Consider the following 22,083-nt stretch of genomic DNA (forward strand, 5'->3'; position numbering starts at 1 on the left):
CTGTGGTTAGCCCCTTCTCATATTGCCCCGACCCCCGGACTCACCTAAATTAGGGTGATGTCCGTCATTGCCCGCCTCCCTCAGGATACCGTCAACCGCATCGCCGCCGGTGAGGTGGTCGAGCGTCCGGCCTCGGCGATCAAGGAACTGGTCGAAAACGCCATCGACGCCGGCGCGACCCAGATCGACATCAGCGCCGACATGGGCGGGCTGTCGCGCATCTTGATCGAGGACAACGGACGCGGCATGGACGCAGACGACCTGCCGCTCAGCGTCGAGCGCCACGCCACCTCGAAACTGAAACCGCAGCCCGACGGCACATGGGATTTGCTGCACATCCAGACTTTGGGGTTTCGCGGTGAAGCCCTGCCGTCGATGGGCTCAGTGGCGCGGCTCGACATCACCTCGCGCACGGCGGCGCAGGATGGCGCGCTGGCCCTGACCGTCGATGCAGGCGCCGTATCGGCCTTGCGCCCGGCGGCGTTTTCGCGCCCGAACGGCACACGTGTCGAACTGAAAGACCTGTTCTACGCCACCCCGGCGCGGCTGAAGTTCATGAAGTCCGATCGTTCGGAAAACATGGCGATATCTGAAGAAGTCAAACGGCAGGCCATGGCCCACGAAGACGTCGGCTTTTCGCTGACTATGGACGGCAAACGCTCGCTACGACTCTATCCGGAACCAAAAGGATTCGAGGGGCGGTTGAAGCGCCTCGCCGCACTGTTGGGTGACGATTTCGGCCACAACGCCCTGCTTATCGATCAGCAGCGCGAAGGCGTGCGGCTCACCGGTTATGCGGGACTGCCGACCTTTTCGCGCGGCAATGCCCAGCATCAATACCTGTTCGTCAATGGTCGACCGGTGCGCGACAAGCTGCTGACCGGTGCTTTGCGTGGGGCCTATGCCGACTTTCTCGCCCGCGACCGCCACCCAATGGCGGTGCTCTATGTCGAGATCGATCCGCAGGAACTCGACGTCAACGTCCACCCGGCCAAGACCGAGGTGCGCTTCCGCGACCCCAATCTGGTGCGCGGCCTGATCATCGGTGCCTTGAAACACGCACTGGCCTCTGCCGGTCACCGTGCCGCCACGACCGTCGCCGATCAGGCGCTCAACACGTTCAATCCGCTGTCGTCGGGGTATCGCGCGCCGGTGCAACCGACCCTGTCGCTGTCGTCGCTGCAATTGAACGGCGGCTACGCACCCCGCGCCTATACGCCGGAACAGCCGCACCCCAATTTCCACCCAGTCTATAACCGCGAACCCGATACGTTTCTTCCGTCGGCGCGCGTCGATACTGGTTCGGACATTGCGGTATTGGACGATATCGGCGTATCGGAACTGTCCGCCGCCTTCACCGCACCGCTACCGCCGGAGTTTGAAGCCTATCCGCTAGGTGCAGCGCGCGCTCAGTTGCACGAGACCTATATTCTGGCTCAAACCACAGACGGCCTCGTCATTGTAGATCAACACGCTGCCCATGAACGCCTCGTCTATGAGCGCATGAAGACGATGATGGCCGAGGGCAATGTCGCGCGTCAGACCCTGCTGATTCCCGAAATCGTCGATCTGGAACCGTCGGACGTGACGCGCCTGATGAGCCGCCGCGAGGATCTGGAAGGCTTCGGTTTGATGATCGAAAGCTTCGGTCCCAACACGATTCTGGTCCGCGAAGTCCCTGCTTTGATCGGGGATGACGACGTGGCCGGGCTAATCCGTGATCTGGCCGACGACATCGCCGAAAACGGCCAAGCGCTGGTTTTAAAAGAGAAAATGGCCGAAATCTGCGGCAATATGGCCTGCCGCAACAGCGTGCGCGCCGGTCGCCGACTGACGGCCAATGAGATGAACGCCCTGCTGCGCCAGATGGAAGCCACGCCGCATTCGGGGCAATGCAACCACGGCCGCCCGACCTATGTCGAACTTAAACTCAAGGACATCGAGAAACTGTTCGGGCGTCGGTAAGATTTAACGCGTGTCTAAGAGATTTAGACACGGTTTCCTATTCAAGCAATTTTAGAATAACACGGAAAGCACGGACGGCTGCTATCGCAGCTGACACGGAAAACACAGAACCTATTCTGTGTTTTCCGTGCCTATCGCGCTATGCGCGATCATCCGTGCTTTCCGTGTAAAATCTTATGACGTGATGCCGACAACAGGGACGGCGCGCAACCCATGCGCCGCCGCCCCTTGTCCCACTCCCCCGTCGGCCCGGCTGTGCCCGGTTGCTAGATCAGGCACAGAAAAAGGCATAAAAAAACCCGCGGCAAATGCCACAGGCCCAAATCAACGCGCGACGTTGAGAACGATAAGACCGACACCCATCACGAGTGCCCAGGCCTGAACCCCGAGACCCGCCATCAGCAACACCCGAAGGCCACCGCGACGCTTGTTCACCGACACCTCTACGGTTTCCGTAGTCATGACATCACCCCAATCTTAACCCAGTTATCCCGCTATGCGGGCCGTCGGCGCTATATTTACGCCTTGTTAAGGACATAGTGGGGTCATAATAAAAAAACCGTCAATACGGTATTTTTCAAATAGGGTTAATTTAGCCACAGATAACGGTGATCTAAAAAATTATACAAACTATTTCAATGATTTGTATAATTAAAATTCCGTAAAAATTTTTTGTTTCAGAAAGATGACCTGCGCTTGACCATAGATTCGAGTGTCTATTATTTGCCACAGGTCAGTGACAAAAAAGTCCTCGTCGGCGGCGATTTCCAGCATGATCAGGGCGTTTTCCGCCAGCCACTTCCCTGTATGTAGGGCCTCAAGTGCCTGTGGCCCCAATCCCTTGCGATACGGCGGGTCCATGAATACCAGATCGAAGGCCTCAGTCGCATTTCCGGGGCGGATGCCCAGTTGCGTGGCATCGCGGCGGTGGATGCGGGTATTGCCGAATAGCCCGAAGGCTTCGACGTTTTCGCGGATCGCGCCGCGCGCCGCGTCGTCCGTATCAACGAACAGGCAGAAGGCGGCACCGCGCGACATGGCTTCGATACCCAAAGCTCCGGACCCGGCGAAGACGTCCATGACGCGCGCGCCGCTAAGGTTCGGGGCGAACTCGGCGTGTTCTAGGATATTGAACACGGCCTGACGCGCACGGTCAGACGTCGGACGGGTGTTTTGCCCGTCCGGTGTGGTCAGCGCGCGGCCACGAAACGCTCCACCGACGACGCGCACGGCCTATTCCGGACGCGGTTTACGCGGGCCGGTCGGACGCGCCCCACCGGGACGGGGACCGCCGGCGGGACGACCGCCGGGTTTACCAGCGAAGGACGGCTTGCCACCGAAGGATTTGCCCGCCGGGCGATCACCGCGCGGCTTAAAATCGCGGTCACCACCTTCGCGGGGCTTGTCGAAGCGTGGTTTGTCGCCGAACGAACGCGCCGGACGGTCTCCTGCCGGACGATCACCACGCGGTTTGAAGTCACGTTCGCCGTTAGAACGGGGACCACCCTCACGGGGCTTGACGTCGCCACGCGGCTTATCGAAGCGCGGCTTATCACCGAACGAACGGGCGGGACGGTCACCAGACGGACGATCACCGCGCGGCTTGAAATCACGATCGCCGTTAGAACGGGGACCACCCTCGCGGGGCTTGAAGTCGCCACGCGGCTTATCGAAGCGCGGCTTGTCACCGAACGAGCGGGCGGGACGATCCCCCGCCGGGCGATCACCACGCGGTTTGAAGTCACGGTCGCCGCCTTCACGGGGCTTGAAGTCGCCGCGCGGTTTATCAAAGCGCGGTTTGTCGCCGAACGAACGCGCCGGACGGTCGCCTGCCGGACGATCGCCACGCGGTTTGAAATCACCGCGCGGCTTGAATTCGCCGCGAGACTCGTTTCTCGGACGCTCTTCGCGCGGGCGATCCGGACGCGGGGCCCATTCGCGCTGACCGCGCGGTTCCGGACGACGGTCGCGGGCCTCGCCATCGCTGGCGAAGCGCGGCCGTTCATCGAAATCCTGATCCTTGAAGTCGCGTTCCGGGGCCGGTTTACGGAAGGACGGACGGTCGCTGAAAGGACGCGCGGGACGATCACCAAAGGGCTTCGCGCCTGCTGGACGGTCGCCGCGCGGTTTGAAATCACTGCGCGCGCCCCGCTTGAAGTCGGCACCCGGCGTCGGGCTGGTCGGACGGCCACCGGCAGCGAAACGGTCACCACCGCCGCGACGACCTTCACCGCCATCGCGCGACTTAAAGCCCGACTGCGTCTGGCTGGCGGTTTCCGACGGCAGGTTGCGCGGATCGATCTTGTCGGCCAGCAGTTCGCGGATCACGCGCGGGCCGATTTCCTCGACCTCGCCGTGCTCCAGATTACCGAGCTGGAACGGCCCGTAGGCCATACGGATCAGGCGGTTGACCTTGAGGCCCAGCGAATCCAGCACCTTGCGGACTTCGCGGTTCTTGCCTTCGGTCAGCGACACCGTGATCCACAGATTGGCGCGGCCATCGGCCTTTTCCTGCGCCTTGTCGAGCTTGGCTTCGATCGGACCATAGGTGACGCCTTCGACGGTCGTGCCGTTGGCCAGCTTGTCGAGCGCTTCCTGCGTCGTGCGGCCCAGAGCGCGGACGCGGTAAACGCGGTTCCAGCCAGTCGTCGGCAGTTCCAGCGCGCGGGCCAGTTCGCCGTCATTGGTCAGCAGCAGCAGACCTTCGGAATTGAGATCGAGGCGGCCAACGGAAATCACGCGCGGCAGGTCTTCGGGCAGCGACGAAAAGACGGTCGGGCGGCCCTGCGGGTCCTGATGGGTCGTCATCAGGCCGACGGGCTTATGGTAGCGCCAGACGCGGGTCGGCTCGGCCTTGCGGATCGGCTTGCCTTCGACGGTGATCACGTCTTCGGCGGTCACGGTGACGGCGGGGGTCTCAAGGATGCGGCCATTGACGGCGATTTTACCCAAACCGATCAGGCGCTCGACTTCGCGGCGTGAGGCCAGACCGGCGCGGGCCAGTACCTTGGCGATGCGCTCGGCGGGCAGAGCCGGTTTTTTCGGGCCTTTTTTGTCGCCGAATTTCTTGTCGCCGAAAGCCTTCTTCTCGAATGGCTTTTTGTCGGCAAAGGTTTTTTCGGCACCGGGATCGGCGCGGGGGGTGAAGTCTTCGGGGGGCGTCTCGACCGGCGGCGTGTGCGTCGCTTCGGGAGTCGGGTTCTCGTTGTCTTGTGTCATCGGGGTGACTTTCTGGCTGGGCCTGCTCACGCAGGGCCGTTTTGACTTGACGCCCGCAGCGTTTCACCGGTCTAAAGCCCTATGGCTGACGAAGATGAAACCCTGATGCGTCTGGCGCTTTCGCTCGCCCAGGAGGCGGCTGACGCCGGCGAGGTGCCGATAGGCGCTTTAATCTACGATCCGTCAAGTAAAACCATCGTTTCGCGCGCAAAAAATGCGCCGATTACCCTTAACGACCCCTCCGCCCACGCCGAGATACTGGCCATGCGTGACGCGGGGCAGGTACTTCGCAATTACCGCCTCACCGACCTGTGGCTCTATGCGACGCTGGAGCCGTGTGCCATGTGCGCCGGAGCCCTGTCACACGCCCGCATCGGACGGGTGATATACGGCGCGCCGGACCCCAAGGGCGGCGCAGTCGACCACGGCCCGAAATTCTTTGCCCAGTCAACCTGTCACTGGCGACCGGAGGTGACCTCCGGCGTGCTTGAGGCCGAGAGCGGGACGATGCTAAAAGACTTCTTCCGCCAGAGACGCAAAATAAAGGGATAAGCCATGCGCCGCCTGATTGCCGTGTTGTTGACTGTGTACGCGTTCCCCGCCGCCGCCGACACCGTCACGCAGACGGTCTATGAAGGCACGCTCGGCAAGAGCCCCATCGTGCTGGAGGTGCGCAGCGCCACGGTCGGTGGAAAGACGCTCACCGGCGGACGTTATTATTACACCAAATATCGCGGCCTGATCCCGCTGGAAGGCCGCGGCAATGGCCTGATGGATGAGCGCCCCTATTGCGAAGACCCGCAATGCCCGGTCACAGGCACCTTTTCGCTCAAGGCCAGCGCGACGGGACTGACCGGCACATGGACCGCCAAGGGCAAGAGCGCTGCCGTCCCCGTCACCCTGAAAAAGGTGGCCGCACGCAACGTGGCTTCGACCATAGCGATCCGCACGGTCGAGGACCTGTCGGTCGTCGATACGGTTCTGGAATCGCCCGACGTGCCGGTGGGCGACGATCCGTTCCGTTCGCGCCGCCTCAATCAGGATAATGTTTACGGACCTGAGACTGTGGTAGGGCCGATCGCCTACCGCACCGTGACCGACAAGGCGACCGGCGTGCACTACCTCAGCCTGACGCGTCACCCCGACGCGGCAGCCATGAAAAAGGTCAATGCGACGCTGGATATCGAGCGTTATTTCCGCCTCGAAGGCGCGCTCGATTGCTTGTCGATGAAGGGGGGTAACGGCCAGGGGACGACGGGCGGCTACGACGAAACCACCGAGAAAGTTGTCTACCTGACGCCAACCCTGATGGCCGTCGAAGACGCCGGCTCGACCTATTGCGGTGGCGCGCACCCCAATAATTACTGGGTCATCCACACCTACGACCTGCGGCAAGGCGGCGAACTCGATTTCGACCGGGTGCTGAAGCTCTTCAACACGCCCGCAGGCTGGAAAGACGGCGACGAACGATCGGAAACCGCCGAATATAAAGCCTTGCAGGCGAAGCTGAACCCTAAATCACCGTGGTTCGCCGCCGATGTCGATCGGGAGTGTCTCGGTGAAGATGTCGAAAGCTACGGCGGTGGCTACAGTTTCTCGTTCGGCGCCAAGGGCCTTGTCGTCTCGCGTACCGATCTGCCGCACGCTCTGGGGGCCTGTATGGGCGTCTATTATGTCGTGCCCTACGCCGAACTGAAATCCTTGTGGCGGCCCGAGGCCAAGGCCTACTTTCCAAATCTTTAGGCGCACAGACCTTTAAACCCCTGCATTTTTACACCTTAACGGTTCCAGTGTTCCGAGTGATAACAGCCTATGACCTTCGATATGACTGAACTAACCACGCGCTTCGGCTATTTCGTTGCCAATGTGAAAAATGCCTGGGGCGACATTACTCAGCATTCGGTTTTCCTGTCGAACCTGCTGATCGCCGCCCTGATCCTGATGGTCACCCTGTTCCTCTCGCAGTGGCTGTCGAACACGGTGAAAAAAACCGCCAAGCGCTATGCCCATTCCGACGCCGACCGCACCCTGCCGGAGTTCCTGTCGCAACTCGTCTGGTGGATGGTGATGATCGTCGGGCTGGTCGTTATCCTCAATCGGCTGGGCGTGCAGACGACCTCGATCCTGACCGTGCTGGGTGCCGCGTCGCTGGCCATCGGCCTGTCGCTGCAAGGGACGCTGGCCAATGTGGCGTCGGGGATCATGCTGCTCGCGCAGAAGCCCTACCGTATCGGCGATACCGTCACCATCGGGGACAGTTCGGGCACGGTCGTGCGGCTGGGCCTGTTCCTGACCGAGATCACCAATGGCGACAATCACAAGGTCTATATCCCTAACGCCAAGATCTTTTCCGACCGCATCATCAACCAGACCCATTACGGCCACCGGACTCTGGCCCTGTTGGTAAACGTCGATTTCGCCACCGATCTCGATGAGGCGCTCGGCATTCTCAAGACCATCACCGCCGAGCATCCGGGGACGATGGGAACGCCCGCCGTGTGGGCAGGCGTCGAAAACTTCATGGACAATGGCGTGCAACTCAAGGTCACCGCGCAGGTCGAGGTCGCCAAGCACGGTCAGATCCGCGCCGATATCCTCAAATCGATCAAGGAAACCTTCCACGCCCACGGCATCATGATCCCCTACCCGCATCAGGTCGGGATCGAGAAGTATCCTAAGCCGGAAACGCCAACCCCACCGGCAGCCTGATAAGAAAAAGCCCGGTCGGTTGACCGGGCTTTTTCTTACTCGTCTTTAAGGTGGTTATACTCATCCGCCGACAAAACGCGCTTCTCGTCCTCCGCCTTGCCGTCGGCATGGAAGAACGGCGAGATGCGCTTGCCGATGGCGTTCGACAGCTTGTCGATCAGGATATACATGACCGGAATGAACAGCAGCGACAAAAGCGTCGAGGTGATCAGGCCGCCGATCACCGCCACGGCCATCGGCTGACGGAAGGCGTCGCTGCCGACGGCGACCGGGATCATCCCTGCCCCCATCGCAATCGTCGTCATGATAATCGGACGGGCGCGTTTGCGGGCGGCATCCATCAGGGCGTCCTGACGCGGCACCCCGGCCTTCATCTCGACCATGGCGTATTCGACCAGCAGGATCGAATTCTTGGCCGCGATGCCGGTGAGCATGATCAGGCCGATCATCGACGGCATAGACATCGACATCCCGCACAGGACCAGCGCGATGAAGGCGCCGCCGAACGACACCGGCAGGGCCATCAGGATGGTGAACGGGTGGCTGAAGCTGCCGAACAGCAGGATAAGCACGATCAGCATCAGGATGATCCCGGTTCCGATCGCGATGCCGAAGTTCTTGCCCATATCGGCGAAGTCTTCGCTGTCCGGCGAGACGACGCTGCGCACGCCGGGAACTTCGCCGGCCATGACCTTCTTCATCGTCGGCAGGGCCTTGATCGCCTTGTCCGCCGTGCCGTTGGGCACGCCGTTGAGGTCGGCCTTGATGGTGGACGAGCGCGTCCGGTCTAGGCGGTTGATCTCGATCGGCCCGGCCCCGAAGGTGACGTCGGCCACCGCCGTCAGCGGCACCGAGGTGCCGAACCGGGTCGGCACCATCAGGGTATCGAGATTATTGACGTCGAGGCGTGTAGACTCCTTGAGCAGGACGCGGATCGGGACCTGACGGTCGCCGTCGTTATATTTGGCCAGCACCTGATCGATGTCGCCCATGGTCGCCACGCGGGCCGCCTGAGAAATCGCCTGGGTCGAAACCCCCATCAATGCGGCCTGATCGGCCTTGGGCGTGATGATGATTTCCGGCCGCGTGACGTTGTCGTCCGAATGGACGTTGGTCAGTTCCTTGAGCCCCTGCATTTCGCGGATCAGCTGGATCGAGGTGTCGCGCAGGGTTTCGTGATTGTCGGACACCAGCAGGTAGGACACGCCGGTCCCGCCGCCGCCTTCCTGACCGAAGGAGGCATGGACACCGGGATAGTTGTGCAGAACCTCGGTGAAGGACCGCTCGAATTCCGTCTGCGACATCTTGCGGTCCTTGATCGGCACCAGATTGACCGTCAGGGTGGCCGTATTGGTGCCGATGACGGCGTAGGTGCTCTTGACCTCAGGACGCTTTTTCAGCTCGGCCATGAAGGCCTGCACCGTCGCGTCGGTTTCAGCCAGCGGCGTCCCCGGCGGATAGGTGACGTTCATCACCGACATCGACTGATCGCCCGCCGGAATGTTGTCCGAAGGGATGACGATGACCAGCGCCGTCGAACTGACGAAGAACAGGATCGCCGCGGCGACCGTCAGCCATTTATGGCGCAGGCAGAAGCCGAGCAGTTTGAGGTAGTCCTTCATCCAGAAGGGTTCGTCGTGCTTGTGCTCCTCGCCCGGCTTGACGCGCAGGAGATAGGCCCCCATTAGCGGCGTCAGGGTTCGCGCGACCACCAGCGAGAAGATGACCGAGACGCAGGCAGCGATGGCGAAGGTCTTGAAGAACTGTCCCACAATGCCCGGCATGAAACCGGTCGGCGCGAAGACGGCCACCAGGGTCGCGGTCGTCGCCACGACGGCCAGACCGATTTCGTCTGCGGCCTCGATGGCGGCCTGATAGGGCTTCTTGCCTTCGCGGATGTGACGGACGATGTTCTCGATTTCCACGATGGCGTCGTCGACGAGAATGCCGACGGTCAGCGACAGGGCCAGCAGCGAGACGATGTTGAACGACTCGTTGATGGCGTGCATCACGTAGAAGGTAGGCAGCAATGACATCGGCATGGCGACAGCGGCGATAAAGGTCGCGCGCAGGTCGCGCAGGAACAGCCACACCACGAAGACCGCCAGCAGCGCGCCGATGATCAGCGCCTCGAACGACACCTCGTAGGAGCGATGCACTTCATCGACCGACGAGGCGACCTGCACGATCTGAACGTTCGGGTTTTCGGCCTGAAGTTTGTCGAGCGCCGCGCGAACGCCTTCGGCGACATGGACTTCGGAGGTGTTGCGCGTGCGCTCGACATTGAAGCCGACGACTTCGTTGCCATTGAAGCGGGCGCGCGAGCGCGGCTCCGACCAGGTGTCGATGACCTGACCCAGATCGCCGAGACGGACGCTGCTGCCATTCGACAGGGTGATGCGCTTGTCCGACAGGGCGGCAACCGTATCGGCATTGCCGAGCGTGCGGATCGTCTGTTCCGTGCCGCCGGAATTGAAGCGGCCGCCGGGCATGTTGACGTTGAAGGCAGTCAGTTGCTGGCTGATGTCGGCGGCGGTGACGCCCAGCCCGGCCAGCTTCCCGGCATCCAGCTCGACGCGGATTTCACGATCGACGCCGCCGTTGCGGTTGACCTTGGCGACGCCCTTGACACCCAGAACGCGCTTGGAAATATCGTTGTCGACATACCACGACAGCTGTTCCGGCGACATGTTCGACGCCCGGATCGTGTAGGTCAGAAGCGGCTGCCCCGACGCATTGTCGACGCGCGAAATGATCGGGTCCTGCACGTCGCCGGGCAGGTTGCCGCGCACCCCCGCCACCGCGTTGCGCACGTCGTTGGTCGCCTTTTCGAGGTCCGTCCCCAACTGGAACTGCACGAGTGTGGTCGAGGCGCCTTCCGACACGACCGAGCGGATGTGGCGCACGTCGCCGAGGCCCGACACCGAGTCCTCGACGATACGGGTGACCTGATTTTGCAGTTCGGACGGCGCAGCGCCGGAGCGCACCACCGTCACGACGACGAACGGGAAATCGACGTCGGGCCAGTTATTAACCCGCATGCTCTGGAAACCGGCGATCCCCAGAAAGGTCATCAGGATGAAGAAGACCAGAGTCGGGATCGGGTTGCGGATCGACCACGATGAAATCTGGAAGCCGCCGGGACGTTTGTCGGCTGTAGGAGGAGTCGACATGATTACTTCGCCTCGCTGCCGGCGGGCTTGGCCGCAGGGGCCTTACCGATCGTGACCGTATCGCCGTCATTGAGGAAACCTGCCCCCGTCGTGACGACCTTTTCACCCGGCGTCACGCCGTCGCGCAGGACGACCGTATTGCCGGTCACCTGCCCCAGTGTCACCGCCCGGAAAACGGCCTTGTTCTTGGCGTCGACCACGAAGACGCCCGAACGGTTGTCTTTATAAACAATGGCTTTTTGCGGCACGCTGACGACGTTGCGGTCGCCGACATTGACGCTGCCGCGACCGAACTGACCCGGTTTGAAACCCGCCGTGGCCGGGATGGCGATGCGGGCATAGCCGAGGCGCGTTTCCGGATTGACCGCCGGGGTGACGACGCGGACCGTGCCGGACACGCTGTTGCCCAGATCGTTGGTGACCGTGGCGCTCATGCCCGGCTTGATCAGGTTGAGTTCGGTCTCGACCACTTCCATGTTCAGTTCGATGCGGTTGTCGCGAACGATGCGGAACAGCTCGACGCCGGGGCTGACGATCTGACCCGCCACGGCGGTGCGCGAGGTGATCAGGCCCGATACAGGCGCGCGGACCACCGTCTGAGCCAGACGCGTGCCGACCTCGGTGCGCGAGGCTTCGGCGGTAGAGACCTGAGCCAGTGCCGTCTTGTGCGCGGACTCTTTTTCATCGATGGCCGCCTGCGAGGCATAGCCCTTGTCGAACAGTTCCTTGTAGCGCTGATAGGCGCGCTCGGCCTCGACGGCCTGCGCCCTGGCGCTCGACACCCCGGCCTCGGCCTGTTGGTACTGCGCGCGCAGACCGGCATCGTTCATTTTCAGCAGCGGCTGGCCCTGGGTAACGTATTGACCTTCATCGACCAGAACCGCCGTGGCCGTCAGGCCGCCGACTTCCGCGCCGATGGGGGCTTCCTGCCACGCCCCGATGGTGCCCGATCCCGTGATCAGACCCGGCGCCACGGCTTCGCCCGCCACCGCGACCTCGACCAGCGCATTGTGGTGCGCCGCACCCTTCTCCGCCTCTTTGTCCTTCTTACCGCCGGAGCAGCCCGTCAGCAGGGTCCCTCCCAGAAGCATCACGGCGGCGACCGCTGAGACCTTCAACGCTGAACGGTACGATATAACATTAGTAATCGCGGGAAAGACGGCGCGCATAGCGGGTTCCTGAACGGCTTGATATCAATTCTCATCTATCGTTTTACTGAACGAACAGTCAACGAAGCGTGCATTAAAAATATGCAATGCAACTAAATCCACACAGGCGCGATGGGCGGCGTCAAAGGGTACCCTATTGTCTCCTTACGAAAGCCGGTTAAACTGACAGAGAAACAATCAGAGGGAACACAGGCACATGGTTGACTGGCAGGGCGGACGGCGCGGCGGGGTCGAAGATCGTCGCGGCCAAGGTAGTGGAATGGGGGCGGGTGTGGCTTTGGGCGGCGGCGGTATCGGCGCGGTGGTCATCGCCCTGATCGGCTATTTCGTCTTCGGCATCGACCCTCAGGTTCTGTTGAGCCAGACAGGCCAGACCGGGACGCAAAGTTCCGTGGCCGTCGGTGGTTGCCCCGAAGGCGACAAGGCCTGCGATTTTGCCGACGTGATTCACACCTCGGCCAACGACGTGTGGGGCGGCCTGATTCAGGGATATCAGCCTTCGACCATCGTCCTCTATACGCAGGGCACCCAGACCGGTTGCGGCATGGGACAATCGGCGATGGGGCCGTTCTATTGTCCGGCTGATCAGCGCGTCTATCTCGACCTCGACTTCGCCCATACGCTGGAGCGCGATCTGGGGGCGTCGGGCGACTTCGCCCTGGCCTATGTCATCGGCCACGAGGTCGGCCACCACGTCCAGAACGTCACCGGCGTGTCGGACAAGGTGCAGAACGCCCGCCGGGCTCTGGGCGAGAGCGAGTCCAACGCCTTGTCGGTGAAGCTGGAGCTTCAGGCCGATTGTTATGCCGGCGTGTGGGCCAAACGCTCGGACGCGCAGAATCACTGGCTGCAATCGGGCGATCTGGAGGAAGCCATCACGGCGGCTTCGGCGGTCGGCGACGACACGCTGCAAAAGCGCTCCGGTGGTCAGGTCATGCCCGACAGCTTCACCCACGGCACGTCGAAGGAACGCATGTTCTGGTTCAATGCGGGGTATTCATCCGGCGATCCGAATGCGTGCAACACGTTCAATTAACGCCCTCCTCCCTACGCAGTGGGGGAGGAGAGAGATTACTCCGGTCGTTCCAGGGCACTCAGCGCCGCCTGCGCCTGAGGCGACGAGGTCAGAGTAAGACCCTCTGCGACCGTCTTGGCCGCCGCGCCCGCTCCGCGCGGGCTCATCATCGCCGCCGTCTTGATCGAAGCATGGGTCACCCCGGCCAGACGCGCCACGGCCATCTGACGATAGCTGTCGAAGCCCTGCACCATGCACGCTCCTGCCGAGGCCTTTGCCGCGACGGACAATTGTGTCAGATACTCCTGCAAGGCGTCGTCGTCGCGCCGGACGCCGTCGTGCTCGATGCAGATACCCGACAGGCCGCACTTGTTCAGCGCCGCGATAACCTTGCGATCTGCCGAAACATGGCCCACCACCGTCATGCAGAACGGCTTGATCATCGAGACGATTTCCAGCACCCGATGCGGCGGCACACCGTCGAGCCCGCGGATCTCGAACAATACTTTCAACCCCATTTCGGCGGCAGCTTTCGCCACGTCGTGGGTGATCTTCTGACGCGCGCGCTGCGAGGCGAAGGTCGAGAACGCCGCCGGCACGACCATCAGCATCTTGCGCTGTTCGGGTTCGCGCATCCTGAGGATTTTCAGGCCCTGCTCGATATTGGTCAGGTCGATCTGCTCGCGCAGACCCCAGTCCATCGCCGCCAGCGCCTTACGGTCCAGAAGCGCGTTGTCGATGGCTTCCATGACCATCGGTTCCAGGCGGTGGCCGATCATCACCATCTTCTTCATCTCGAACAAAGGTTCGTTGGACGAAGCCACGCGCAGGGTGCGGTTGGCGTGGGTCACCGTCGCCGCCACGATGACCGGGCGCTGAATATTGGTCATCTGAGGCGCCATGCCGGGGCCGCGCACGGCCTCGCCGGTCGTCTCGCCGGTAATGGGCTTCAGTTTCGCCGCCTCGGCTTCGGGGCGATCGAACCAGGTTTTCAGGTCGATGGGTCGCAGCATGAAACGGTCGACGTCCTCGACCCGCACCTCGAACAGAGGCGTCTCCAGATGCGAGACGTCGCCGACGAAGAAATTCCCCAGTTCGCGCCACATCTCGGTAACCGCCAGCGCCCCGCGCCGCGATCCCACATCCGGGATGATGGCCAGCCAGGCGTCGTCATTGATCCTCAGACACCAGTTGGGTTCCTGAAAGCGACGCTCGAAGCCGGTTTTCAGGTGCTCGAAGACCAGTTCGCTCTTGACGTCCCACTTCGCCCCCAGCCGCACGATCAGGGCATCGAGCTTGAGCAGAAAGGCGTTGCCATTGGCGTCGGCATGGGTTTCGCGCAGGCGCTCGACGATCGTCACCGCGTCTTCGCGTTCGATCACCAGCCGTTCTTCGGCCGGGGCATTCGGTCGGCTTTCCGGGGACACTGCGGACATGGTTGGCCCTAAGCTTGATACAGGTGTGTATCAACCTAGGCACGCACTGTTGAAACAAGATTAACAGACGCGTCAAAAAGACGCGGCAAGGGCCATCTATATTATAAAATATTCAAAACCTTGCCATCGGGTCTCTGTCGCATTTGTGATCACGCCAGACCCTGTTAATCTTAAGCAAGTGTTCACCCTAAGCCGCAAGACTTTGTAAACTCTGTTGCGAATCACGTCACCGGATCGTCTGCCTTGCTGTCACGCCGCCCCACCCCCGCCCTGTCAGCCGCCGTTTCGGCGAAGGTGGAGGTGCGCGCGCCGGAGGTGGTACGCCCCAGCACGCTTCAGCCCCTGACCCAGGTGCGCACGCTTCTGCGCCTGATGCAGCTGAACGTCGCCGCCCGACAGATGGTCCGGGACGAAGGTCAGGCGGCTGCGCCGGAGGCGAGGCATCTGGCGGTGCGGTTGGGCGAATTGATCGTCGCCCTGCCCCCGGCGGATCAGGTTCCGATCCTGACCGAACTGTCGCGTGCCGACTGGGCCGATCCCGTGCTGATCGCCGCCCTGTGTCGCCTGCCGGTCGATGTCAGCGCCGGTTTGATCCTGCACACGCCGGTGCTGGGTGCCGAGGCCCTGAACGCCCTGATTACCGAAGGCATTGAAGACAAGGTCATTCTGGTTGCCCGCCGCCGTATGCTGATGCCTGAAGTTATCGACACCCTGATCGGCCTGAATGCCGCAGCGGTCGGCCTCGCTCTGCTCAACAATCGCGACGCCGACCTGTCCGAGCATCATCTGGATCGCCTGTGCCACGCGGCGCGCGACCGGATCGCACTGAGGGCCGCGCTGGTGCGGCATCCCGCCCTGCCCCGTCGGCTGGCGGCCGTCCTGCTCGGTTTCACTGGCCCGCGCCTGCGCGACGAACTGAACGCGCGGTTCGCCGAACTCTATGCGATCGATTTCCACGCCCCTCCCCCGATGGATAAGGGCCAGACCCTGCATCGTCTGCAACAGGGCGATTTCGGCGGCTTCTGCGCCGGGCTGGCACGAGCGACAGGCTTCGACATCGCCGTTATCCGCCGGGCACTCGATGACGCCTCCGCCGTGCCGCTGACCCTGATGCTGGTGCTGGCGGGCATCGACCGCGCGGCCTATCCGGCCGTGCTGACGCGACTTCAGGCCGTCAATGAGGGCAAGCCGCACAGCATGACCGCTCACGCGCCTTTCGTCCGCAGCATCTTCGACCTGAGCCGCAACGAAGCCCGCGCCCGACTAACGGCCATTTTAGCCGTTCCGGCCTGAACCGTTTTAGGGTAAGAGCGATGTCCCTTTATTACGCGGGCACCTCATGTCGCTGAAACTCGCCTTTGTCGCCTCCGAACGCCCCGAAGCCCTCGCGGCCTGCGCCTCGCTGCGCGCCCGCTACGGTCAGGCGGACAGCCCGGACGTCGTGGTGGCGCTGGGCGGCGACGGCTGGCTGCTGGAAACCGTACACGCCTATTTCCGCGACGGCCTGCCGATCTTCGGCATGAATCGCGGCTCGGTCGGCTTCCTGCTCAACCATTATGAGGAAGACGGCCTGATCGAGCGTATCGAGAACGCCGAGCGCACCCTGATCAGCCCCCTGCACATGCGCGCCACCACCGGCGACGGCGAAGTTCACGAAGCCCTGGCCTTCAATGAGGTATCGCTGTTGCGTCAGACGCATCAAAGCGCCAAGCTGCGCATTCTGATCGACGGCACCGAGCGACTGGAGGAACTGATCTGCGACGGCGCCATGCTGGCGACGCCCGCCGGCTCGACCGCCTATAACCTGTCGGCGCACGGCCCGATCATCCCCCTGACCGCTCAGGCCCTCGCCTTGACGCCGATCAGCGCCTTCCGGCCCCGGCGCTGGCGTGGTGCCATCCTGCCGCACACCGCCGAAGTGCGCTTCGAGGTGCTGGAGTTCGACAAACGCCCGGTCGCGGCTTCCGCCGACACCTTCGAAGTGCGCCATATCCGCTCAGTAGAAGTCTCGGAAGCCCCGGATTTGTCGGCGACCATCCTGTTCGACGCCGGCAACGGCTACGACGAACGCGTCATGGCCGAGCAGTTCACGTCTTAAATTGGCGCGGACCTGATTTTTACGCGCTTATTAGGGCTTCTTAAATCCGTTGCGGTTAATGTCTGCGGTTAACACCCTGACCAAAACCGCAGGAATTTTGAGCGCATGTCCGAAAAAGCCCAGATCATCCAAATCCCCAACACCTTGCGCGCCAAGGTGGGCGGCAAGCTGGGGGCGCTGGATCAGGCCGCCATCGCCAAGGCCGAGGAAGCCCTGACGTCTCTGTCCGATCAGTTCGAAAGCTGGCTGGAAGAAGAAGTCACCAAGCTTGAGGCCGCGCAGGAAAACATTCGCAAGGACGGCTTCACGACCCAGACCGCCGAGGCGCTCTATTTCCGCTGCCACGACCTCAAGGGGCTCGGCACGACCTACGGCTACCCGCTGATCACGCGTATCGCCGGGTCGATCTGCAAGATGCTGGACGACGAAGACATCCGTATGCAGTCGCCCAAGATGCTGATCGACGCCCATATCGACGCCATCCGCGCCGTCGTCCGCGGCCGCATTAAGGAAGACACCCATCCGGTCGGCAAGACGCTCGCCGAAACGCTGGAAGCGCGGGTGCTGGAGCATCTGGACAAGATCAAGGTCTGATCGCAAGTCATTGAAAACAAAAGGCCCGGAGAGCGATCTCCGGGCCTTTATCTATTTGGCTGTTAAGCTGCTGCCTTTTGCGTCAGGCCTTTTTCCGCCGTCGCCTTTTCCCAGCGCTGGCCCTTGGAGTCGCGGTCCAGACGTTCATAGAGATAGACGAGATCCTCGCGCGGCGCGAACGGCACCTGCGTCAGGAAGCGCTCGATCAGGCGTTCCTGAAAATGCACGGGATCGAGGTCCGACTGCTCGCTGGCCAGCGAATGATAGGTGTCCACCGCAATACGGAAGGTCTGGAACATGCGCGCCGGAAGCCCGGCCCGGTCGTAGATGGCGCGCAGACCCAGTTGTCCGGCGTCGTGGACCATCAGCCAGGTGCGGTCGTGCGGTACGCCCGACAACTCGGCCAGAGCGTGCTCGAAGAAGCCCATATGCCCGCGCGCCAGCGCCCGCAGCATCAGGGACGGCGTCATGCGGCCTGAGGTCACCAGATGCTTGGCAAGGCCCGCCGGATCGCGGCTGGCACCCGTCTGATCGGCCATGTCGAGCGTGGCGCGCTCCAGCGTGGCGTCGGCGACCTTGATCGCGGTTTCGGGCAGGATGGCGTGCCGCGTCATCAGTTGATCGCGTAAATTCTGACTGACCATGTGGATCAGGCGCTCGGTCACCACCACCGGCAGGGCCTTGCGGTTGACCAGCGTGTTGTGGACGACTTCGGACGCACCGAAGCGGTCGAGCACCTGCGTCATCCCGGTCTCGGAAAATCGCGCATTGTCGTTGGCGCAGGCAATCACGATGGCCTCTTCGACGGCGCAGTCGGCCAGAGCCGTCGTCACCATTTCGGCCAGAGTGTCGCGCTTGGCGATGGCCACCTGACGGACAGGCCCGCCCGACCGGACGATCTCGCTCAGGTCGTCGTCGGAAAAGGCCGGCGAATGCGACAGGACCGGCACGGCGACCGTATGAACGTCCTGTGCCAGCTTCATCGCTACGTCGTGCGGCAAAAGGCCGGAGGTGCGCAGCGTCACCGACAGGGCGCGACGCACCAGCTCGGCGGCATCTTCGGACAGAAGGCGGATGATTTCCTGCGCTGCGGCGCGTTCGACCTCGCTCAGATCGCTGCGTTCCATCAGGCGGCAAACCTTGTGCGTGGCGACGGCGCGATCGTCGGCATTGTCGCTTTTGACGAGGCGTTCGATATCCTGCTCGGACAGAAAGGTACGTGAGGCGAACATGCGGAAATTCCTTCGTTCCGAATCCCTTGTGGGACTACGGCTGGACCAGATTTTCCGCCTCAATTCCTAACGAAACCTTACCGCGCTGCGCCGCTTCACGCGGCTGTGTGCAAATTTGTTAATTTTCGCGCTAAATTTGCAATCGGTAACGCTCGCGCAAGGTCTTGCTGATAGGATTACCCCATGTTCCCGCATCCTTCCCGCATCCCCGCCCCGACCTTTTCAGAACCGGCCCCCCCCGACCTGACCGATCCGCAGATCGTCCTGGATTACGGCCTCAGGGCGCAGGTGCGCCTGCTGCCCTATGCGCTGGGCTTTTTCGGCATCGGCCTGCCGGTCTATGTCTGGGCGGCGCAGTTCTTCCTCAGCGGCTGGCAGATCGGGCTCAACCTCCTGCTGTTCGTCTGCGTCTGGGCGGCGTTTTTCCTCATCAAGCCTGCGCTGAAAGGCACCGACCGCCCGACGCGGCGCGACCTTCGGGTGCGCACCCGTCGGCAGTGGCTGTGCGGCGGCCTGTGGGCCATCAGCCTGCTCAGCCTGTCGCTGACCGCCCTGACCGGCGGCGATCAGGCCCATATTTTCGTCCTGATCTGCGCCGGTGCCGCGGTCGGCATCATCTTCTTCAGCGCGCCGGTCCTGCTCTACCTGCTGACTCTGGCGCCCCTGGCCATGATCGGGCCCATCATCGCCCTGCACCTGATGCCGGAACAGACCGAACTGGCCAATCTGGTCAGCGCGGCCCTGGCCTTGGCCCTGGCGTTCGGTCTGATCCTCAATCGTCACCTTCAGGAACATTACCGCCTTGAATTCAATCAGTTGCGACTGGTGCAGGACCGCGAAGCGGCCCTGTCGGCGCGCGATGCCCTGACCCACAGCCAGATGGCCCTGATGCAGACCCTGTCGCGCGAAGTGACCACCGGTCTGCGCGGACTGGAACAGAATTTGTCGCAGGGCCTGACGCTCCTCAGCCGCGCCCCGGCCCCGCGCCACTATGTCGAAAACGCCCGGGTGGGCGTCGAACACCTGCTCGGCCTGATCACCACCACGCTCGACGACGATACGGCGCGATCGGGCCAGATGACGGTCGTCACCGGCCCCCTCGATCTCGACGGCCTCGTCCGCGAGATCGCCGACGGCTTCCGTCAGATGGCGCAATTAAAAGGCCTCGAACTGACGGTTTCGGGTGCCTTGCCCACGCAAGGTGCCGCCATCGGCGACGCCGCGCGCGTCGAGCAAATCCTGTCGCACCTGCTGTCGAATGCCATCCAGTACACGCCCAAGGGCAAGGTCGAGGTGAAGCTTCTGCCGCCGTCAGGCAACCATGTCCGGCTGGAAATCGTCGATTCCGGCCCCGGCCTCGACGCCGACGAACTGATCCGGGCCTTCGCGCCGCACGAACGCATCGCCCGCACCTCGGCCGGTCATTCCGGCGCCGGTCTGGGGCTCAACCTGTCGAAGACCCTCGCTGAACTGATGGGCGGCGATATCGATGCCCAAAGCACCCCCGATGTCGGCTCGAAGTTCTGGCTCGATCTGCCGTTCGATGCGAACATCGCCGTCCCGCGTCCGGCCGTCGAAGCACCGGCAGCGGTCGTCGCCGATACGACGGGACTGCGCGTCCTATTGCTGTCCAACGATTCCCTGCGCTCGGCGCAACTGCGCGACACGCTGGAAACGATGGGCCACAAATGTCTGACCGCCACGACGCGCCATCGCGCCCTGTCGCTGGCCGCCAAGGGCGAGGTCGATGCCTTGCTGGTGGCGACCGGCGTATTCGAAGACCTGAGCGACGACGGCAACCGCACGGCCTTGTCGGCGTGGCTGGAGCGTCTGCGCTCGACGCAATCGCATGAGGCGCTGAACGTTCTTGCTCTGCTGCCGGACGGTCATCAGGCCGAAACCCTGAATGAACTGGGCATCAAACCGCTGCTGATGCCGCAGTCCGAGGACGCCCTGCGCCGCGCCCTTATGCCGGTCTGAGCGTTTCGGCTTCACGCTTCAGATTGAGACGAGCCTGCGCCTCCCGACTTGCGAACTCAGGCGTCAGGAAAATACGATCCGCCTGCAATGCAGGTTCGATGAACAGGCTCAGGCGCCCTGCCCGATACGCGTCCGCCCCGTAGACGGGTTCATATTCCCGCCGGACGCCTTCGGCATAGGCCGTATAGGCCGCCCACGGCGCACCGAGGATGGCCATGTCGAGATCGAGCAATCTATCGGCATCCGCGTCGCCCGTCGCCTTGTGCGATTTGGTCGCTTCGATCATGGCCGAAGCGCGATTGAGCGTCATCGCATCGATTTCGGAAAGCCGCGCCCGCATGGCGTCGGCGCTGCACGCTTCGTTATCGCTGCGCGACGGATCGTAAATGGCATCATGAAATATAATGGCCAACTCGACCGCATCGTGATCGGTCCAATCCGGCAGTCGGACGAATCCCTCCAGCATGGCTTCGATGTGACTGAGACGATGATAATAGCGATGGGGCTCCGAGTAGCATTCAATCAACCAGTATCGTACCGTTTCGCGGGTATCATCCGCCAATCCCAGCCGCTGGGATAATGCCTGCCAGTGCCGGTCGAAGGTCACCCGAACCACGATTTGTCTTTGTCGGCGCTGTCGTCCTTGCCGGGACCGAAAGCCGACAGAAGTTGTGTGGCGACCAGCAGGCTCTGATCGCCTGCCCCGCCGCCGAACACCATATTCAGCAGTTGCGCGTCCGATTGCAGGCGCTGAGCGCGCGCGACGATAAAGCCGTCGCGGCTGTTGAACAGGTCCGAGGTCGCGTCCTCGGCGTCCGGCATCTGCATCTCGCCCGTGCCGCCCGCCCTGGAATCGAGATTGGCCATCAGTTGCGTCACCGTCACCGGTGCACCGTTGCGATAAAAGATCGATTTGTTGGCCCCCGCCGCCGCCGGGAACAGCGAGGCCGCCGAGGCATTGGGCCGCTGCTCCGCCGTTTTGATCAGGTTCGCCGCCCCCGCCGGTCCGAGAAAATGCGCGGCATAGAGTTGCCCCGCCGTCGGTGTACGCCCCGTCCGACCTTTCAGATAGGCGGCATTGCCCGCCGTCATTTCCGCCGCCATGGTCGCCGCCGCGTCCTGATCGTAGCGCAGGCCCAGCACCTGACGGCGCGCCTGAGGGTTGGAGACGTAATATTGCCCGTTGCTGCCCTGTTGGATCGCGTCGGCATAGGTACCGTAGCCGTGCTTGGCGCCGTGCTGCTTGACGGTCGCCAGCCAGGTCTGCTCGATGAACTGAAACAGGCCCGCCGCCGAAGAGGTCGGGGCCTTGGCCGTCGGATTGAGCGAGCTTTCGCGCTGCGCCGTCTTCAGCAGATAGGTGAAGTCGACCCCCGTCCGCTGCGCGGCGCGCGTGATCGAGGCCACCACCCCGCCCTTGCGAGAGGAGACGCCATCAGACGTGGGATAAGGGGACGCATACGAGGTCATGCGGCAAATTTTGCCGCATTATG

At 62.6% G+C, this 22,083-nt stretch carries 18 protein-coding genes; 9 read left to right on the forward strand and 9 right to left on the reverse strand.

Features of this window, described 5'->3' with window-relative positions; translation table 11 throughout:
- The first annotated feature begins 57 nt into the window (after window positions 1-57).
- On the forward strand, window positions 58-1,965 hold the full coding sequence (gene mutL / locus AEYBE204_RS35980; protein ID WP_023463492.1) for a DNA mismatch repair endonuclease MutL: 1,908 nt from the start codon (window positions 58-60) through the stop codon (window positions 1,963-1,965).
- Between the two features lie 324 nt (window positions 1,966-2,289).
- Here the strand turns inward: mutL and AEYBE204_RS40740 are convergent, their stop codons facing one another.
- The 3 genes from AEYBE204_RS40740 to AEYBE204_RS35990 all read right to left on the reverse strand — a co-directional run bounded on the left by AEYBE204_RS40740 (window position 2,290) and on the right by AEYBE204_RS35990 (window position 5,184).
- Window positions 2,290-2,427 carry a hypothetical protein gene (locus tag AEYBE204_RS40740; RefSeq protein WP_200862199.1) on the reverse strand — a complete coding sequence of 46 codons (138 nt, stop codon included), beginning with the start codon at window positions 2,425-2,427 and terminating at the stop codon, window positions 2,290-2,292.
- 189 nt (window positions 2,428-2,616) lie between these two features.
- A complete protein-coding gene (rsmD, locus tag AEYBE204_RS35985) occupies window positions 2,617-3,195 on the reverse strand; it encodes a 16S rRNA (guanine(966)-N(2))-methyltransferase RsmD (protein WP_023463494.1) in 579 nt (192 codons plus the stop codon).
- A 3-nt stretch (window positions 3,196-3,198) separates the two neighbouring features.
- Complete coding sequence (locus tag AEYBE204_RS35990; protein ID WP_023463495.1) at window positions 3,199-5,184, reverse strand: pseudouridine synthase; 1,986 nt, start codon at window positions 5,182-5,184, stop codon at window positions 3,199-3,201.
- A gap of 81 nt (window positions 5,185-5,265) precedes the next feature.
- Between AEYBE204_RS35990 and tadA the strand changes: the two genes are divergently transcribed.
- The 3 genes from tadA to AEYBE204_RS36005 all read left to right on the forward strand — a co-directional run bounded on the left by tadA (window position 5,266) and on the right by AEYBE204_RS36005 (window position 7,893).
- Window positions 5,266-5,736 carry a tRNA adenosine(34) deaminase TadA gene (gene tadA / locus AEYBE204_RS35995; RefSeq protein WP_023463496.1) on the forward strand — a complete coding sequence of 157 codons (471 nt, stop codon included), beginning with the start codon at window positions 5,266-5,268 and terminating at the stop codon, window positions 5,734-5,736.
- A 3-nt stretch (window positions 5,737-5,739) separates the two neighbouring features.
- Window positions 5,740-6,927 carry a hypothetical protein gene (locus AEYBE204_RS36000; protein ID WP_023463497.1) on the forward strand — a complete coding sequence of 396 codons (1,188 nt, stop codon included), beginning with the start codon at window positions 5,740-5,742 and terminating at the stop codon, window positions 6,925-6,927.
- A gap of 81 nt (window positions 6,928-7,008) precedes the next feature.
- Entirely contained in the window at window positions 7,009-7,893 is an 885-nt protein-coding gene (locus AEYBE204_RS36005; protein ID WP_162148415.1) for a mechanosensitive ion channel family protein, read from the forward strand.
- Window positions 7,894-7,928: 35 nt separating this feature from the next.
- Here the strand turns inward: AEYBE204_RS36005 and AEYBE204_RS36010 are convergent, their stop codons facing one another.
- Together AEYBE204_RS36010 and AEYBE204_RS36015 are read right to left on the reverse strand one after the other, a co-directional pair.
- Entirely contained in the window at window positions 7,929-11,066 is a 3,138-nt protein-coding gene (locus AEYBE204_RS36010; protein WP_023463499.1) for an efflux RND transporter permease subunit, read from the reverse strand.
- Between the two features lie 2 nt (window positions 11,067-11,068).
- Window positions 11,069-12,235 (reverse strand): efflux RND transporter periplasmic adaptor subunit, encoded by a 1,167-nt coding sequence (locus tag AEYBE204_RS36015; RefSeq protein ID WP_023463500.1) that lies wholly within the window; start codon window positions 12,233-12,235, stop codon window positions 11,069-11,071.
- A 196-nt stretch (window positions 12,236-12,431) separates the two neighbouring features.
- Here AEYBE204_RS36015 and AEYBE204_RS36020 point away from each other — a divergent pair, with 196 nt between their 5' ends.
- The gene (locus tag AEYBE204_RS36020; RefSeq protein WP_031231331.1) at window positions 12,432-13,271 is read left to right on the forward strand and encodes a neutral zinc metallopeptidase; all 840 of its coding nucleotides are present in this window, start codon (window positions 12,432-12,434) and stop codon (window positions 13,269-13,271) included.
- 35 nt (window positions 13,272-13,306) lie between these two features.
- Here AEYBE204_RS36020 and AEYBE204_RS36025 read toward each other — a convergent pair whose 3' ends face one another.
- Complete coding sequence (locus tag AEYBE204_RS36025; protein ID WP_023463502.1) at window positions 13,307-14,686, reverse strand: hypothetical protein; 1,380 nt, start codon at window positions 14,684-14,686, stop codon at window positions 13,307-13,309.
- A 243-nt stretch (window positions 14,687-14,929) separates the two neighbouring features.
- On the opposite strand from AEYBE204_RS36025, the gene AEYBE204_RS36030 reads away from it, so the two are divergent.
- The 3 genes from AEYBE204_RS36030 (at window position 14,930) to AEYBE204_RS36040 (ending at window position 17,378) form a co-directional block, all read left to right on the forward strand.
- The gene (locus AEYBE204_RS36030; protein ID WP_023463503.1) at window positions 14,930-15,979 is read left to right on the forward strand and encodes a DUF2336 domain-containing protein; all 1,050 of its coding nucleotides are present in this window, start codon (window positions 14,930-14,932) and stop codon (window positions 15,977-15,979) included.
- Between the two features lie 46 nt (window positions 15,980-16,025).
- Window positions 16,026-16,784: an NAD kinase gene (locus AEYBE204_RS36035; RefSeq protein WP_023463504.1), complete on the forward strand. Its 759-nt coding sequence runs from the start codon at window positions 16,026-16,028 to the stop codon at window positions 16,782-16,784.
- Between the two features lie 105 nt (window positions 16,785-16,889).
- Entirely contained in the window at window positions 16,890-17,378 is a 489-nt protein-coding gene (locus AEYBE204_RS36040; RefSeq protein ID WP_023463505.1) for a hypothetical protein, read from the forward strand.
- 62 nt (window positions 17,379-17,440) lie between these two features.
- Here AEYBE204_RS36040 and AEYBE204_RS36045 read toward each other — a convergent pair whose 3' ends face one another.
- Window positions 17,441-18,610, reverse strand: coding sequence for a DUF2336 domain-containing protein (locus AEYBE204_RS36045; protein WP_023463506.1), 1,170 nt, complete (start codon window positions 18,608-18,610; stop codon window positions 17,441-17,443).
- A gap of 183 nt (window positions 18,611-18,793) precedes the next feature.
- Between AEYBE204_RS36045 and AEYBE204_RS36050 the strand changes: the two genes are divergently transcribed.
- Entirely contained in the window at window positions 18,794-20,590 is a 1,797-nt protein-coding gene (locus AEYBE204_RS36050) for a hybrid sensor histidine kinase/response regulator (protein WP_023463507.1), read from the forward strand.
- On the opposite strand, the gene AEYBE204_RS36055 is transcribed toward AEYBE204_RS36050, so the two are convergent.
- Both AEYBE204_RS36055 and AEYBE204_RS36060 read right to left on the reverse strand, forming a co-directional pair.
- On the reverse strand, window positions 20,577-21,206 hold the full coding sequence (locus AEYBE204_RS36055; protein WP_235068249.1) for a hypothetical protein: 630 nt from the start codon (window positions 21,204-21,206) through the stop codon (window positions 20,577-20,579). The genes AEYBE204_RS36050 and AEYBE204_RS36055 overlap by 14 nt on opposite strands.
- Window positions 21,194-21,997, reverse strand: a complete 804-nt coding sequence (locus tag AEYBE204_RS36060; protein WP_023463509.1) for a transglycosylase SLT domain-containing protein — start codon at window positions 21,995-21,997, stop codon at window positions 21,194-21,196. The genes AEYBE204_RS36055 and AEYBE204_RS36060 overlap by 13 nt, the downstream gene beginning before the upstream one ends.
- Between the last annotated feature and the right edge of the window lie 86 nt (window positions 21,998-22,083).

The sequence above is a fragment of the Asticcacaulis sp. YBE204 genome, from assembly GCF_000495855.1.
GTDB lineage: Bacteria > Pseudomonadota > Alphaproteobacteria > Caulobacterales > Caulobacteraceae > Asticcacaulis.

Excerpts from the sequence above, each read along its gene's own strand:
- AEYBE204_RS36015 (WP_023463500.1), bottom strand. The coding sequence starts at position 12,235 with ATGCGCGCCGTCTTTCCCGCGATTACTAATGTTATATCGTACCGTTCA.
- AEYBE204_RS35990 (WP_023463495.1), bottom strand. The coding sequence starts at position 5,184 with ATGACACAAGACAACGAGAACCCGACTCCCGAAGCGACGCACACGCCG.
- AEYBE204_RS36045 (WP_023463506.1), bottom strand. The coding sequence starts at position 18,610 with ATGTTCGCCTCACGTACCTTTCTGTCCGAGCAGGATATCGAACGCCTC.
- AEYBE204_RS36040 (WP_023463505.1), top strand. The coding sequence starts at position 16,890 with ATGTCCGAAAAAGCCCAGATCATCCAAATCCCCAACACCTTGCGCGCC.
- AEYBE204_RS36050 (WP_023463507.1), top strand. The coding sequence starts at position 18,794 with ATGTTCCCGCATCCTTCCCGCATCCCCGCCCCGACCTTTTCAGAACCG.
- AEYBE204_RS36035 (WP_023463504.1), top strand. The coding sequence starts at position 16,026 with ATGTCGCTGAAACTCGCCTTTGTCGCCTCCGAACGCCCCGAAGCCCTC.
- AEYBE204_RS40740 (WP_200862199.1), bottom strand. The coding sequence starts at position 2,427 with ATGACTACGGAAACCGTAGAGGTGTCGGTGAACAAGCGTCGCGGTGGC.
- tadA (WP_023463496.1), top strand. The coding sequence starts at position 5,266 with ATGGCTGACGAAGATGAAACCCTGATGCGTCTGGCGCTTTCGCTCGCC.
- AEYBE204_RS36025 (WP_023463502.1), bottom strand. The coding sequence starts at position 14,686 with ATGTCCGCAGTGTCCCCGGAAAGCCGACCGAATGCCCCGGCCGAAGAA.
- AEYBE204_RS36010 (WP_023463499.1), bottom strand. The coding sequence starts at position 11,066 with ATGTCGACTCCTCCTACAGCCGACAAACGTCCCGGCGGCTTCCAGATT.
- AEYBE204_RS36020 (WP_031231331.1), top strand. The coding sequence starts at position 12,432 with ATGGTTGACTGGCAGGGCGGACGGCGCGGCGGGGTCGAAGATCGTCGC.
- AEYBE204_RS36005 (WP_162148415.1), top strand. The coding sequence starts at position 7,009 with ATGACTGAACTAACCACGCGCTTCGGCTATTTCGTTGCCAATGTGAAA.
- mutL (WP_023463492.1), top strand. The coding sequence starts at position 58 with ATGTCCGTCATTGCCCGCCTCCCTCAGGATACCGTCAACCGCATCGCC.
- AEYBE204_RS36000 (WP_023463497.1), top strand. The coding sequence starts at position 5,740 with ATGCGCCGCCTGATTGCCGTGTTGTTGACTGTGTACGCGTTCCCCGCC.